Raw genomic sequence first — 13,725 nt, forward strand, 5'->3', positions numbered from 1 at the left:
GCCGAGCGTTTGCTGCCGTACCTTCACACGGTGACCCTGTCGGGCGGCACGGTTCCGACGGAGGCGGGGGCGTAGCGGTGGACCATGGCGGCGCAGAACTCTGCGAACTCGGCGCGGACCAGCGGTGCACTGGTGTGGTGGGGTGAGATCCCCCGGTGCTCCGGCGTGAAGCAAAAGGTGACGGTGACGTCGAAATCCTGCAGCGCCGCCATCTGCCGGTCGAACCAGTCCAGCGCCCCGGGGCGGAAGCTGTCGGCCCAGGACAAGCCGGTGCGCAGGTAACGGACGCCGAGCCGCTTCATCCACGCCACGGCCTCCTCCAGGCGGTGGTCCTCGAAGTGGAACCACTGGCAGAGACCGATCTCGGGGGTGTGGCGCGCGAAGCTCTCCAGGGCGATCTTCGGGCTGCCGTCCTGGCGCAGCAGGCCCATGTGGAAGTGGCGGTAGTAGGAGGAGCCCTCGGCCTCCTTGTGGCGGGTGGTGGCCTCCCATTCCCGCGGCAGGTCGTAGAGGCTGTACCAGTGGACGCGCGGGGCCCGGCCCGAGAGCAGCTCCAGGGTCCGGCGCAGGCCCCAATCCTGGACCTCTTCGGCTCCGAAGGTCGAGACGCCGACCTCCGAGACCCAGACCGGCAGGTCGGTGACCGCGCGGATCTCGTCGAGCTTGGCCGGCCAGTCGTGGACCGACCACAGGTTCCAGTCGAGGGGGAAGCCGTGCACGGCCACCGCGTCGACGGCGTCGAGGACCCCGCGGGCTTCCATCTTGCGGATGAAGACCGGGTCGATCGGCGAGATGCCGCCGAGCACGCGGGTCAGGTGCGGGTTCGCATGTCGGACCGCGTGGGCCGCCTCCTTGGCCATTTCGGCGAAGAGCAGCCAGTCGGGATCGATCTCTGGGTCCCAATGCGACTTGTTGTTGGGCTCGTTCCAAAGCATCACCGAGTCGATCATCGCGTGCCCCCGCACTGTTCGGATATCGACCGTGCCGGATAGACGGCCCCCGGTCCGTAGGGCACCGGCGCGGTGCGGCAAAGATAGACTTCGGCCTCGGGCTGGGCTTCGATCGCGAATCCGCTCGCCCGCAGCATCGCCTCGATGCCGGCCTGGTTGGGGATCCACCAGTTGGTCCAGTCATGCGCGTAGGCGCGCTCGACGAAGTGCATCCGCGGGTAACCGGGCCGCTCGAACTGGTCCATGTCCCAGAAGTCGTAATCCTCGGCCACCGGCTCCACCGCCCGGCTGCCGCGCAGCATCGACTGGAAGACCAAGAGGTCGCCGGCCACGTGCTCGCGGATCAGGTCGAGGGCGAGCAGCGGGTGGCGCAGGTGGTAGAGCACCCCCATGAACAGCACGATGTCGAAGCGCTCGCCCAGTGATCCGAGATCATAGACGGAGAGATTTCGAAACTCGATGTCGTATCCGAAGTGGGCCGCGGCGAAGCGGGCCTGGGCGAGGTAGCGCTCGTCGGAATCGAGCCCAAGCACCCGGGCGGCACCGCGCCGCTTCATTTCGAGGGCGTAGAAGCCGCCGTTGCAGCCGATGTCGAGGATGCTCCGGCCGGTGAGGTCGGCAGGAATGGCGTCGGCGAAGCGGCGCCACTTCACCCGCGGATAATCGCCGAGGAAATGGTCCGGGGCGGTCCAGATCCCGTGACCGAGGTCGATGTTGTGGAACCAGGGGCCGAGGGCGTCGGCTTGGCGGCGCAGATCGGACCGCGTCATGTCGGAGGCCGTCATGGGACGATCCGTTCGTTGAGCGAAACGACCCGTCCGCCGCCGGGCCAGAGGGCGAGTTCGCTGCAGGAGGCGGGATCGACGACGATCCGGTCGTAGGCGTCGAGCCCGAGTCCGAGAATCGTCAGGAGCGCGGCCCGGATCACGTCGCCGTGGCTCACCAGGATGACGGGGGCTCCGTCGTGCACGTAACGCTCGAGGACCCGCAGGATGCGCGCCTGTGCCTCCGCCATGCTCTCGCCCCCCGGCGGTCGGGCCGTGGCGCGGTCGGTGTTCCAGGCGGTCCAGAGGGGATCGTCCGCCAGCGCGTCGAAGGTCCGGCCGGTCCAGCCGCCGAAGGCGATTTCGTCGAGGTCGGGCTCGGTCTCGACCATGAGTCCGAGGGCGGCGGCAATCGGGGCAGCGGTCTCTGCCACGCGCTCCCGCGGGCTCGCCAACAGGGTGCCGGCGCCGGTTCCGGTGAGGCGGCGGGTGAGGGCGTCCGCCTCGGCGCGGCCGGTCTCGCTCAGGGAGACGCCAGGCATGCGCCCGCACAGGATCCTGCCGAGCCGGTCATGGCTGCCGTGACGCACGAGGAAGACCTGCCTCATGCGGCGACACGGCAAGCGGGAGGCCGCGTGCGCATCCCCTCGCCCCGCACGCGGGGAGAGGGCTTCCCGCCCTCTTGTCGGGGCCGGAAGCGAGGCGGCAGCTGAAGGTGAGGGGGCCGTTCAGGACGAGACTCGTCCGGAATCGCCCCCTCACCGCCGCTTCGGCTTTGCCTCCGCTTCCCGCAGGCACGACAAGGTGCCTGCGGGCCTCGCCCCGCACACGGGGAGAGGGGGGTGCTACGGTGCCCGGGCGACACACCCATCACACCCCCCCGCCCGCCACGAAGCGCAGGGTCCGCTCCCGTGCCTCCGCGTCGGTGAACTGCCGGGGCGGGGACTTCATGAAGTAGCTCGACGGCCCCTCCAAGGGGCCCCCGATCCCCCGGTCCAGGGCGAGGCGGGCGCAGCGCACCGCGTCGATCACGATCCCGGCCGAGTTGGGCGAATCCCACACTTCGAGCTTCAACTCGATGCTGAGTGGCGCGCCGCCGAACGCCGTGCCCTCCAGCCGGATATGGGCCCATTTCCGATCGGTCAGCCACGGAACGTGGTCGCTTGGGCCGACATGCACGTCGCCGGGGGCGAGCGGCGCGTCGAGCTGGCTCGTCACCGCCCGGGTCTTCGAGAGTTTTTTGGATTCCAGCCGCTCGCGCTCCAGCATGTTCAGGAAGTCGGCATTGCCGCCGAAGTTGAGCTGGTAGGTCCGGTCGAGCCGCACCCCGCGCTCGCGCATCAGGTTGGCGAGCACTCGGTGCACGATGGTTGCGCCGACCTGGCTCTTGATGTCGTCGCCGATGATCGGCAGCCCCTTCGCGGCGAAGCGCTCCGCCCAGTCCGGGTTCGACGCGATGAAGACCGGGATGCAGTTCACGAAGGCGCAGCCGGCCTGGAGCGCGCAGGCGGCGTAGAACTCGGTCGCGCCTTGAGAGCCGACCGGCAGGTAGGAGACCAGAACCTGCGTGCCGGCGTGCCGCAATTCCGCCGCCACGTCCGCCACCGGCTCGGGCGATTCCGCGACGACGCCCTCGAGGTAGCGGCCGATCCCGTCGAGCGTCGGACCGCGCCGGACCGTGACGCCGGTCTCCGGCACCGCGGCGAAGCGCAGTGTGTTGTTGGGCTCCGCCAGGATCGCGTCGGCGAGGTCGCGCCCGACCTTGGCGGCGCTCACGTCGAAGGCGGCCACCACCACGACATCCCCGACCCCGTAGCCGCCGAGATCCGGCGACATCAGGCCTGGCACAGCATCCCCGGGGGCGGCGTCGCGGTAATGGTGGAGCCCCTGCACGAAGGACGACGCGCAGTTGCCGATCCCGATGAGGCCGACGCGGATGGGAGAGTGGGCCATCAGCGCCTCGGCCGTACGGGGCGTGGATCAGCCGGCGACAACGGCGTGCTCCTCGATAGCCGGCCGCGCCTGGCGCGGGGTGATCTCGCGGGAGAACCACGCGATCGTCGCCTCCAGTCCCGCCTCCAGCGGCACCTTGGGCGACCAGCCCAGGAGGGTCTGGGCGCGGGTGATGTCGGGCCGGCGCCGCTGGGGATCGTCCACCGGCAGCGGCCGGGGCACGATCCGCGACGGCGTCCCGGTCATCCGCACCACGAGGTCGACCAATGCGCCGACGGTCAACTCCCGGGGGTTGCCGAGGTTGACCGGCCCGTCGAGGGGTGTCTCGGCCTCCATCAACCGGAGGAGGCCGTCCACGAGGTCGCTCACGTAGCAGAACGAGCGGGTCTGTTCACCGTTGCCGTAGACCGTGATGTCGTCGCCCGCGAGCGCTTGACAGATGACGTTGGAGACGACGCGACCGTCATCGGCGCGCATCCGGGGGCCGTAGGTGTTGAAGATCCGGGCGACGCGGATATCGAGGCCGTACCGGCGTTCGAAATCGAAGGTCAGGGTCTCGGCGGAGCGCTTACCCTCGTCGTAGCAGGCCCGCGGTCCGGTGGGATTGACGTTGCCCCAGTAGGATTCCGCCTGCGGGTGCCGCTCCGGGTCGCCGTAGACCTCGCTGGTCGAGGCCTGGAGGAAGCGCGCGCCCCCGTCGCGGGCGAGTTCCAGAAGCCGGCCGGTTCCCACTACGCTGGTCATCATCGTGTGGACCGGATCGGCCTGATAGTGCGGCGGCGAGGCTGCGCAGGCCAGGTTGAACACCCGGTCGACGCGGGGCAGCGCCGGCAGCGGCTCGGTCACGTCCGCTTCCACGAAATCGAAGCGCGGCTCGCGCGCGAGATGGGCGAGGTTCGCCTGCCGGCCGGTCAGCAGGCTGTCGACACACGTCACGCGGGCCCCGTCGCCGATGAGCGCGTCGATCAGATGCGAGCCGATGAAGCCGGCACCGCCGGCGACGAGGACTCGGAGACCGCTCCTAGTTCCCACCATCATTCTCCCGACTGCCTATCGACCGATGAGCACCCGTTCGGGCGCGGTTGCGGATGCGCGCGCCTGACCGAGGTGATGTTCGAGTTCCGCGGCGCGGGCGGCCGCCGTGTGCCGCGCGAGGATTGCCGCGCGCGCGGCAGCGCCCAGGCGCCGCCGCTCCGCCTCGGATGGCCCGCGTAAAATGGCGAGCACGTCCTCCGGCCCCTCCGGAAGCAGGATCTCGCGCTCGGGCACGAGCAGGGTGTCGAGCCCGTCCCAGCGATCGGAGAGAACCGGCGTGCCGCAGGCGCCCGCCTCGAACAAACGCACGCTCGGGCTCCAGCCGGCCCGGACCATGTCGGCGCGGGTGACGTTCAGGGTGTAGCGGCTCGCCGCGTAGAAATCGGGGTGCTGATCCGGCGGCAGGTGCTCGATCCGCTCAACGTTGGCGGGCCAGTCGATGCCGTTTGGGTATTGCGGCCCGGCCACCGCGAAGCGGAGGTCGGGTGCGCGGCGGGCTGGCGCGATCAGCAGGCGTTCCAGTGTGGGCTGCCGGTCGGGGCTGTAGGTCCCGAGATAGCTGAGATCGTAGCGCACCGGGCGGTCGAGGGCGGGATAGGCGTCCGGGTCGACCGAGCAGTAGAGCGCCCTGGCCGCAGGCGCGCCGTACTCCAGCTCCAGGCGCCGCAAGGTCGGCCCGCCCGTGAAGGACAGATAGAGGTCGTAATCGGCGATCTGCTCACCCGCGAGGTACGCGCAGCTTCCCGTCTCCAGGGCCGCCAGGGTGACCGGCGTGTCGATATCGTAGAAGGCGGTGACGCCCCGCGCCCAGTCGCGCACGCGCGCGCCAACCGCGATGCCCTCGGGCACGTAGGAGCCAACGATGACGGCGTCCGCCGCCGCGATCGCGGCGCGGTGGTGTTCGAGCCCGTCGAGATCGGCGTAGAGGGCGAGGTCGCAGAAGTCCGGATCGGGCAAGTCGCGGTGCTGGGCGTACCAAGACACGTCGCGCTCCAGGAACAGCACGTCGTGGCCGCGGGCCGCGAAGGCCTTCAGCAGTGCCCGGTAGGTCGTCGCGTGGCCGTTCCCCCAGGAGGAGGACAGGCTGAGCCCCAGGACGACGAGGCGGAGCGGCGCGGCACTCACGCGACGCTCCGCTGGTTCGCGTCCGCCTTGCGGGCCGCCTCCGCCCGCAGGATCGCGTCGACCTCCACCGCGCGGCGCGCATAGGTGTGCTTGGCCACGATGCGGCTTCGGGCAGCCTCGCCGATGGAACGGGCGCGCTCCGGGGTGAGGGATGCGACGTGATCGGCGACATCGCGCCCGTCGCGGGCGACCAGCACCTCGGTACCCTCGTCGAGGAACAGGCCCAGGCCCTCCCAGGCGTCGGTGATCAGGCAGGCCCCGGCGCCGGCCGCCTCGAACACCCGGGTGGCGGGGGAGAATCCCACCGCCGCCATGCTGTCGCGGGCAATGTTCAGGACGGCGAGCGGCGTCGTATTGAAGGCGTTGTGCTCGCGCGTGTAGACGTGGCCGAGATGCCGAACGTTGAGCGGCAGGCCGCGGCTCTCCCAGCCATTGCCGCCGATCAGGAAGCGCCGCTCCGGCAGGCGCGCCGCCGCCGCCAGGAAGAACTTTTCGACCCGCGCCTCGCGATCCGGCAGGCGGTTGCCCAGGAAGGCGAGATCGGCGGCAAAGCGCGGCTCCGGCGGGACCGGGAAATGGGTGTCCGGGTCCAGCGCGTTGTAGATCGGGATGCAGGCGCGGGCGCCGAAGCCCTCGTAGGCCGAGACCACCGGCGGGCCGCCGCCGTAGGTGAGCACGAGGTCGAGATCGGGCAGGGCCCGGCGGAGCGCGTGGTCGGGGTCGGCGCGCATCTCGGCGAGCGTCGCCGGGGCGTCCACGTCCCAGAAGATCCGCAAAGCCTCCGGGCGGGACGCCGCGATGATGCCGTGGAGCAATTCGTCGTCGAACACGCCGACGCCGCTCGCCTTCACCACCACGTCGGCCTGCGCCGCCTCGGCGATGACCGCGCGGGCGGCCTCGATGGTCGCCGGATAGACCGTCACAGCCGCGTATGGCGGGGGCTCGATGTCCCGGTGTTGCTGCCGGTCGAAGGCGTCGGGCTCGTAGAACGTGATCGTGTGGCCGTGCTGCGCCAGAGCGGCGAGCATGCCCCGGTAATAGGTGGCGGCGCCGTTCCAGTAGGAGGACAGCAGGGAGGAACCGTAGAAGGCGATTCTCATGCGGTGGCCTCCAGAGTGGCGGGCGCCCGCAGGCTCTTGGCGATGGTCAGAAGCTCCTCAGCCCGGTGCGCGCAGGTGTGGCGCGCCCGGATGGTGGCAAGGCCGGATTCCGCGAGGGCATGGCGCAGATCGAAATCGGCCTGGATGGCGCGCAGATGGCCCTCCATCTCGGCGCCGGTGCGGGCCACAAGGTAATCCCGGCCCGGATGGAACAGCCCTTCCGCATCATCCCAGGGCGCGCACACCAGGGGGATGCCGCAGGCCAGCGCCTCGAATACCCGGATCGTCGGGATGCCGGGCAGGCGCTCGACGTAGAAGCGCCGGGGCACGTGGACCGTCGCCAGATGGCGGGCGAACAGGCCCGGCGCGGCGGCGTTCGCCGCCCAGCCGTGATAGCCAGCGCCATAGCGCTTCAGCGTCGCGAGCGCCGCCGCGGGATAGCGTACGCCGTAGACGTCCAGGGGCAGGCCAACCTCGGCGGCGGGGCGGAACAGGTAGGTTTCAAGTTCCGCGCTGCGCTCGTCGTCGCCCCAGTTGCCGATCCAGATCAGGCCGGTGCGGGGGCTACCAGGTTCCCGAACCGCTGTAGCGGACGCGACGCGCCCCCTCTCCCGTGCGGGAGAGGGTTGGGGTGAGGGACGAGAACTCTCCGGAAGACGCGCGCCCTGTTGGCGCATCGACGGCGCGCCAAATTCTGCGCCTTCTCGTCCCTCACCCTGTCCCTCTCCCGCACGGGAGAGGGGACCCGCGCTAGATCCGAAGTCGTCGAAATCACGCAGCTCTTCATTCGGCGGCTGGAACAGCCGCGTATCTGCCGCCTCGTGCCAGACGAAGACGCGGCGGCCCCACCCTTGCGCCCGGTAGACGGCCGCCAGGGTCTCGCCAAAAGCCAGCACGCCGTCGTAGCCGGAGAGGTCGAACCGGGCCATCTCCTCCGAGGCGCTCACCGCCCGGTGGTGCGTGTCGTGGAACAGGAGCGTGTAGCGCGCCCCGCAGCGCCGCGCCCGGCCAAGGGCCGCCACCAGGGTCGGATCGCTCCATTCGTGGACCAGAACGAGGTCGCAGTCGGACACGCGCTCGACCACCGCGTCGACCGCCGCGTAGCGCGTGGAGGCGAGGTCCGGATAGGCCGCCCGGTAGGCGTCGAGCCCGGCCTCACCGTGGTCGCGCAAGAGGTTTTCGAGGCTCCAGGCCCCATCCGGCTCGTAGGCCACGACGGCGTGGCCGCTGGCCATCAGCTCCCGCAGGACGCCGCGCAGGAAATGCGCGTTGCCGTGGTTCCAGCACGAGGCGAGCGAGTGAGTGAAGTAGGCGATCCTCATGCGGCGGCTCCGCCGAGCCGGGCCGGTGCCGCGGCGAGGAGGCCACGCAGAATGTGGAGCACGCCCTCGGTCATCGCGTCGACGCCGTATCGGGCTGCGCGGTCCGAGGCAGCCTTGCCGGCCGTTTCGCGCCGGGTGGGATCGTTCAGAAGACCCTGCACGGCCTCGGCCGCTTCGGCCTCGTCCTCCGCGTCCACGAAGGCGGCGGCCCCGTCCCAGAGTTCACGAAAACTCGGGATGTCGGAAAGCACCAGGGCGCAGCCAGCGGCGGCGGCCTCCAGCACGGCGAGGCCGAACGGCTCGTAGCGGGCGAGCGAGACGAAGACCGGCCGGCCGGCGAGTTCGTCGGCGATGCCGGAATCGTCGAGCCGCCCGAGCATTTGCAGGTGGCGGGTCTCGACCCGGGCGCCATTCGGCCCCTCGATGGAGCCGGCGGCGCGAAGCGGCACCGACAGGCGGCCGGCGAGGCGATCCAGGGCGGCGGCGTTCTTGGCCCGGTCCCAGAGGCGCCCTGCCGTGAAGGCGTGGGACACGGCGGCGCGGGGCGGCAGGCCAGCGAGGCCGCGCCCGTTGCGGACCACAAAAGGCGGCTGCGCGAGTCCGCAGACCCGGGCGGTGGCCAGTGCGTGCGCACGGGTGGGTGCCAGCAGGGCGTCGGCGGCGCGGCAGCCCCGCATGGTGAGATCGTGACGCCACGCGAGATCGGGGGGCAGGGGGCCGTTCTCGACGGCATCCCACCACGTCGCCACGCAGGAATGGCAGACGGCCGCCACCGGCACGGGGAAGTCGGCGAGCGCCAGGGCGGGGCTGTGCAGGTGCACGAGGTCCGCCCCGATGGCGCCCGCCAGCGCGGCGAGCACCCGGGCGGCATCCAGCACGGCCTCAGGCGTCTCGGCGGTCCAGTCGAGGGGTAGGCCGGTGGCGATGATGCGCGCGCCGGTCGCCGCCTCGGCCGCCCTGATCCGCGTCTCGGAGGGCCCGGGTCCCAGGATCGCCACGGTCACGGCCAAGCCCCGCCGCACGAGGCCAGCGGCGAGGTCGAGGCTGTAGGGCCAGACGCCGCCGACCGCATCCGCGCTCATCAGGACATGCGGCGCCGAGTTCCGGGACGGGTTCAGCGGCACCCGCATGCGGCCTCCAGCTCGGGCAGCGGCAGGGGACGCTCGTCCTGGATCTCGCTGAACTGCGTGAACTGGCCGAGGTAGTGGGCATGCGCCCGCTCCCAGGCCCGGTCGTCGGGCTCACCCCAGAGACGCCGGTAATCGGGGGAACTCGGATAGGGATAGAGCGGCACGGGGTCATTCGCCCAGACGCCCTGGCCGCGCAGGCGGTCGCGCCACGCGGCGACGAGATCGGGGTCGTCACCCGCGACCGCGATCAGGTTCGCCTGCACGAAGGGCACCGAGCGGCGGGCGTGGATCAGGCGCTCGGCGAGGTCGTCGGTCGAGGCGCGGCAGCGCTTGTCGAGGGCGGCGCGGCCTTCCTCCGTCAGGCTCTCGATCCCGGCCTCGATCGAGACGCAGCCCGCCGCCCCGAGGAGGTCGAGCAGGTCCGGCTTCCACAGATCGATCCGGGTCTGGATCCCGAAGCGCAGATCCCGGGTGGCCAGCGCCTCCAGAAGCGGCTTCTGCGGCAGGAAGATCTCGTCGACGAAGTAGACGTATGTGACGCCCTGCGCGATCAGCCCGTCGATCTCGTCGAGGACGAGGTTCTGGTCCCGCCGCCGATAGGCATCGCGAAAATCGATCTTGGCGCAGAACGAGCAGGTGTAGGGGCAGCCGCGCGAGGCCTCGACCTCAGCGCCCGGGCCGTCCGGCGCGGCGTCGAACCGGTGGTGATGGTGCTGGTGCCGGGCGATCCAGTGATCCGGCCAGCGCAGCGCCGGCAGGTCGGTGAAGCGGCCGGCCTGGGGCGGCCCGGTCACCGCGACCGCCTCGCCGTCGCGGACAGCAAGGCCGGGCACGGCCCGCAGGGTTTCCGGGCGCAGATCGCCGAGGCCGGCGAGGCGGGCCACGACCTCCTCGCACTCGCCGCGCACGACGATATCGCAGCCGAGTTTTTCCAGGACAGGCCGCGGCGTCGCGGATCCGTGGGGGCCGACCGCTACGGTCGCTCCGCCCCGGCCCGCCAGGGCGTCGAGGACGGCGCGGGGGCTGCGCAGCTCCGGCGGGGCGCAGCGCCAGAACAGGTAAGTCGGCGCCGTCGCCACCACCGTCATGGCCGGCGCGAAGGTGGCCACGCGGTCGGCGGCCACCTCGGCGGTGAGGCCTTCGAGATGGGCGTCGACCAGCAGGGTCTCGTGGCCCGCGGCGGCCAGCAGCGCGGCGGAGTAGCCGAGTTCGAGCGGCAGGTGCGGCGCGCGGCAGCCGAAATAGATGCTGTTGCGGTAGTCCCAGGGCGGGTTGACGAGCGCGACCCTCATGCCGCCGCTCCGGCAATCGGCGCGGCGTCCATCTGCGTCCGCGCGGTGGCGAGCCAGGCGGCAAGGTCGGCGACGCCGTCGCGCCAGTCCAGGAAGGGCACGAGGCCGAAGGTTTCGACGGCCCGGCGCGTGTCGGAGACGTAGTAGCGCTGGTCCCCCGGCCGCCAGGCCTCAACGCTGCGCGCCACCGGACGCCCCAGCAAGGCGCCGACATGGTCGAGGAGCTGCAGCAGGCTCACCGCGTTGCCGGGCCCGCCGCCGATGTTGAAGGCGCGGCCGGCCGCCGCGTCGATGCGGGCGAGTGCCGCCCGGTACACCGCCACGACGTCGCGCACGTGCAGAATGTCGCGCACCTGCCGGCCGTCGCCGTAGAGCGTGACGGGCTCGCCCGCGAGCGCGCGGATCAGGAAATGGGCGACCCAGCCCTGATCCTCGGTGCCCATCTGGCGGGGGCCGTAGATACAGCTCATCCGCATCACCGCCGCCGGGAGGCCGAAGCTGCGGGCGTAGTCGAGCACGTACTGGTCGGCCGCGCCCTTGGAGCAGCCGTAGGGCGTGTGGAAGTCGAGGGGCCGCGCCTCTCCGATGCCGCGCTGACGGAGCTCCGGATCGGCGGGCAGGTAGGCGTCGCCGATCGCCTCCAGGGCGATGTCGGGCAGGTCGCCATAGACCTTGTTGGTCGACGCGTAGAGCAGAGGCACAGGCCGGGGCAGGGCGCGCAGGGCCTCCAGCAGGTTCACGGTGCCGAGGAGGTTGATCTCCATGTCGGCTCGGGGCGCCACGAGGCTCGTCGTCACCGCGACCTGGGCGGCGAAATGGAACACCGCGCCCGCTTCCGCCACCGCGCGAGCGAGTTCTTCGGCATCGCGGATATCGGCGACGACCGGGGTAATCCGGCTGCCGTGGCGCTGGTGCAGCCACGCGAGATTGGCGGCGACGCCGGGGCGCGACAGGGCATCGTAGACGATCACCGAGTGGCCGTCGGCCGCGAGGCTGTCGGACAGGTTGGCGCCGATGAACCCTGCACCGCCCGTGACGAGGATCGGCCGCCCGCTCACGCGACGAGCCCGCGCGCTTCGAGTTCGCGCCGCGCTTCCGCTACGCGGTCGATGGCCTGCTGCTCGGCCACCCAGGCGGCGAGCTCGGCGAGCCCCTCGGCGAAATTCCGGCGCGGCGCGTAGCCAAGTTCCCGTCGGATCTTCCCGAGATCGGCGATGCAGTGCCGAATGTCGCCGAGCCGCGCTTGGCCGGTCACCTCCGGCTCGATCGCCTCGCGGCCCATGGCGCGGGCAAGCAGCCGGGCGACCTCGCTGACCGTACGATCCTCCCCGCTGCCGACATTGTAGACCTGACCGACGGCGGCTGGATGCTCCAGGGCCAGAGCGAAGGCCTGCGCGACGTCCTCGACGTGGACGAAGTCGCGCCGCTGCTCGCCGTCCTCAAAGATCATCGGTGGCTGGCCGTTGTGGAGGCGCGCCGCGAAGATCGCCAGCACGCCGGTGTAGGGGTTCGAGAGTGCCTGGCCCGGCCCGTAGGCGTTCCACAGGCGGAGCGCGACGCCCTCCATCCCGTAGGCAGGGGCCAGCGTCAGCGTCAGGCGCTCCTGCGTGTACTTGGTCAGCGCGTAGACGGAGGCCAGCGCCAGTCGCTTCGTCTCCGGGGTCGGGATCGGGCGCATGGGCTGACCCTGCGCGTCGAGGGGGTCCCAGGGCTCCCCGGGCCGCCGGGGGCGGCGCATCACCTCCTCGGCGGTGCCGCCATCGACGGTGCGGTAGAGCCCCTCGCCGTAGACGCTCATCGAGGACGCCACCACCACCCGCTTCACCGGGGCCTCGATCAGCTGCTGGAACAGCACGGCCGTGCCACAATCGTTGACCGAGACGTAGCGCTCGACCGCGTACATGCTCTGGCCAACGCCGACCTCGGCGGCGAGGTGCACGACCCGGTCGATGCCGCGCAGGGCCCTCGCGACCGCCGCGCCGTCGCGGACGTCGCCGGCCTGGATTTCGACGTCGGGGGGCAGGATCCCGGCGACGCCTTTGTCGCCGTGGACCTGCTCGATCAGGCTATCGAGCACCCGCACCCGGTAGCCGCGGCGCAGCAATTCGACGGAGAGATGGCGGCCTATAAAACCGGCACCACCGGTAATGAGCACAGATTCCGGCACGAGGTGCGATATTCCCCTGCATGGACCTGGAGCTATGTAGATCGGGAATTCGGTCCGGATGAAACAACTCAGGTTAAATTCAGGATTTGAACGACGAAATTCGGCGCTCTAACTCTAAGTCCACGAGAAACATAGGGTATTTCGCTTCACGGAGCGCAAATCACTGATGCGCGATCCGCCCCACTTAGATGGAGGCATCAGCCTCCTGTCGGCGCACGACCGGCTTCTCTCCGGTGCGCTATGACTTTGACCCTAACCGAACCAATTGGTCCGCGCTTGGTCTGGATCAGTTTGCTGGGTCAAGGTCATGCGGGCGAAGCAGCTTCATGCGTTCATGCGCATGGCCGAAGCGCGTAAGCGGCTTTTGACACGACAGATTTCACCCGGACTGTAATACGCATAATCAAAGACACACAATAGTTTCACGTTTTTCGAAGTCAGACGAACCGTTACGTTTCCGATATTTGCCTTACCGCCGGCGGGTGCGGAGAGCGTGAAGAACAGCGAACGCGACCACGACGCCCAGAATTAGTCAGACGGGGGTGCTGAGGAGCGCGTTGGTTTGCGAAAGCCAGTCCCCAAAGTCGGGTTGACAGCTTGGGCCAGTGCCGAGCTGACTGTGACGCTCTGGAGAAACAGAGCCAGGCTTCTGGATCTCAACATCGCACCTGGCCTGGTTCTGCGTTCGGAACGGCCTCATCCGCCCCCAGCCGTCTCGCCACCGGGCGCGATCGCCGGCTGATCGAACGACCGGACTCGAACCCCCCGGCTCGGTGGCCCTTTGGACGCGGCAAGCGCCGCGACCCGGTAACCGGTCCTGGACGCCTACTAGGGTGTCGCCCGCCCGGAAGCACTGTCCTGACATCGGCCGTTCAACCACCTCTAAG

At 70.4% G+C, this 13,725-nt stretch carries 12 protein-coding genes; all 12 read right to left on the bottom strand.

Going from position 1 to position 13,725, the window contains the following annotated elements:
* Nucleotides 1-23 precede the first annotated feature (23 nt).
* Nucleotides 24-950 (bottom strand): beta-xylosidase, encoded by a 927-nt coding sequence (locus OXS27_RS26335; protein ID WP_267360001.1) that lies wholly within the window; start codon nt 948-950, stop codon nt 24-26.
* Nucleotides 947-1,735 carry a TIGR04290 family methyltransferase gene (locus tag OXS27_RS26340; RefSeq protein WP_243923824.1) on the bottom strand — a complete coding sequence of 263 codons (789 nt, stop codon included), beginning with the start codon at nt 1,733-1,735 and terminating at the stop codon, nt 947-949. Before OXS27_RS26340 ends, OXS27_RS26335 begins: the two co-directional genes overlap by 4 nt.
* Nucleotides 1,732-2,322: a histidine phosphatase family protein gene (locus tag OXS27_RS26345; protein ID WP_243923822.1), complete on the bottom strand. Its 591-nt coding sequence runs from the start codon at nt 2,320-2,322 to the stop codon at nt 1,732-1,734. Before OXS27_RS26345 ends, OXS27_RS26340 begins: the two co-directional genes overlap by 4 nt.
* Nucleotides 2,323-2,584: 262 nt before the next feature.
* Nucleotides 2,585-3,667 (bottom strand): inositol-3-phosphate synthase, encoded by a 1,083-nt coding sequence (locus OXS27_RS26350; protein ID WP_267360004.1) that lies wholly within the window; start codon nt 3,665-3,667, stop codon nt 2,585-2,587.
* Nucleotides 3,668-3,694: 27 nt separating this feature from the next.
* Nucleotides 3,695-4,702 (bottom strand): UDP-glucuronic acid decarboxylase family protein, encoded by a 1,008-nt coding sequence (locus tag OXS27_RS26355; protein WP_267360006.1) that lies wholly within the window; start codon nt 4,700-4,702, stop codon nt 3,695-3,697.
* 15 nt (nt 4,703-4,717) lie between these two features.
* On the bottom strand, nt 4,718-5,827 hold the full coding sequence (locus OXS27_RS26360) for a glycosyltransferase (protein WP_267360008.1): 1,110 nt from the start codon (nt 5,825-5,827) through the stop codon (nt 4,718-4,720).
* Nucleotides 5,824-6,927: a glycosyltransferase gene (locus OXS27_RS26365; protein WP_267360010.1), complete on the bottom strand. Its 1,104-nt coding sequence runs from the start codon at nt 6,925-6,927 to the stop codon at nt 5,824-5,826. Before OXS27_RS26365 ends, OXS27_RS26360 begins: the two co-directional genes overlap by 4 nt.
* Nucleotides 6,924-8,249 (bottom strand): glycosyltransferase, encoded by a 1,326-nt coding sequence (locus OXS27_RS26370; protein ID WP_267360012.1) that lies wholly within the window; start codon nt 8,247-8,249, stop codon nt 6,924-6,926. The genes OXS27_RS26365 and OXS27_RS26370 overlap by 4 nt, the downstream gene beginning before the upstream one ends.
* The gene (locus OXS27_RS26375) at nt 8,246-9,379 is read right to left on the bottom strand and encodes a glycosyltransferase family 4 protein (RefSeq protein WP_267360014.1); all 1,134 of its coding nucleotides are present in this window, start codon (nt 9,377-9,379) and stop codon (nt 8,246-8,248) included. Before OXS27_RS26375 ends, OXS27_RS26370 begins: the two co-directional genes overlap by 4 nt.
* The gene (locus tag OXS27_RS26380) at nt 9,364-10,671 is read right to left on the bottom strand and encodes a TIGR04295 family B12-binding domain-containing radical SAM protein (protein WP_243923810.1); all 1,308 of its coding nucleotides are present in this window, start codon (nt 10,669-10,671) and stop codon (nt 9,364-9,366) included. Before OXS27_RS26380 ends, OXS27_RS26375 begins: the two co-directional genes overlap by 16 nt.
* Nucleotides 10,668-11,729 (bottom strand): SDR family NAD(P)-dependent oxidoreductase, encoded by a 1,062-nt coding sequence (locus OXS27_RS26385; RefSeq protein ID WP_267360016.1) that lies wholly within the window; start codon nt 11,727-11,729, stop codon nt 10,668-10,670. The genes OXS27_RS26380 and OXS27_RS26385 overlap by 4 nt, the downstream gene beginning before the upstream one ends.
* Nucleotides 11,726-12,838, bottom strand: a complete 1,113-nt coding sequence (locus tag OXS27_RS26390) for an NAD-dependent epimerase/dehydratase family protein (protein ID WP_243923802.1) — start codon at nt 12,836-12,838, stop codon at nt 11,726-11,728. Before OXS27_RS26390 ends, OXS27_RS26385 begins: the two co-directional genes overlap by 4 nt.
* Nucleotides 12,839-13,725 lie beyond the last annotated feature (887 nt).

This window comes from Methylobacterium sp. GC_Met_3, assembly GCF_026540775.1.
Lineage (GTDB): Bacteria > Pseudomonadota > Alphaproteobacteria > Rhizobiales > Beijerinckiaceae > Methylobacterium.

What these genes read in the sequence shown, in the direction of transcription:
- OXS27_RS26350 (WP_267360004.1), bottom strand. Translation starts at nt 3,667, where the DNA reads ATGGCCCACTCTCCCATCCGCGTCGGCCTCATCGGGATCGGCAACTGC.
- OXS27_RS26365 (WP_267360010.1), bottom strand. Translation starts at nt 6,927, where the DNA reads ATGAGAATCGCCTTCTACGGTTCCTCCCTGCTGTCCTCCTACTGGAAC.
- OXS27_RS26355 (WP_267360006.1), bottom strand. Translation starts at nt 4,702, where the DNA reads ATGGTGGGAACTAGGAGCGGTCTCCGAGTCCTCGTCGCCGGCGGTGCC.
- OXS27_RS26340 (WP_243923824.1), bottom strand. Translation starts at nt 1,735, where the DNA reads ATGACGGCCTCCGACATGACGCGGTCCGATCTGCGCCGCCAAGCCGAC.
- OXS27_RS26380 (WP_243923810.1), bottom strand. Translation starts at nt 10,671, where the DNA reads ATGAGGGTCGCGCTCGTCAACCCGCCCTGGGACTACCGCAACAGCATC.
- OXS27_RS26370 (WP_267360012.1), bottom strand. Translation starts at nt 8,249, where the DNA reads ATGAGGATCGCCTACTTCACTCACTCGCTCGCCTCGTGCTGGAACCAC.
- OXS27_RS26345 (WP_243923822.1), bottom strand. Translation starts at nt 2,322, where the DNA reads ATGAGGCAGGTCTTCCTCGTGCGTCACGGCAGCCATGACCGGCTCGGC.
- OXS27_RS26335 (WP_267360001.1), bottom strand. Translation starts at nt 950, where the DNA reads ATGATCGACTCGGTGATGCTTTGGAACGAGCCCAACAACAAGTCGCAT.
- OXS27_RS26375 (WP_267360014.1), bottom strand. Translation starts at nt 9,379, where the DNA reads ATGCGGGTGCCGCTGAACCCGTCCCGGAACTCGGCGCCGCATGTCCTG.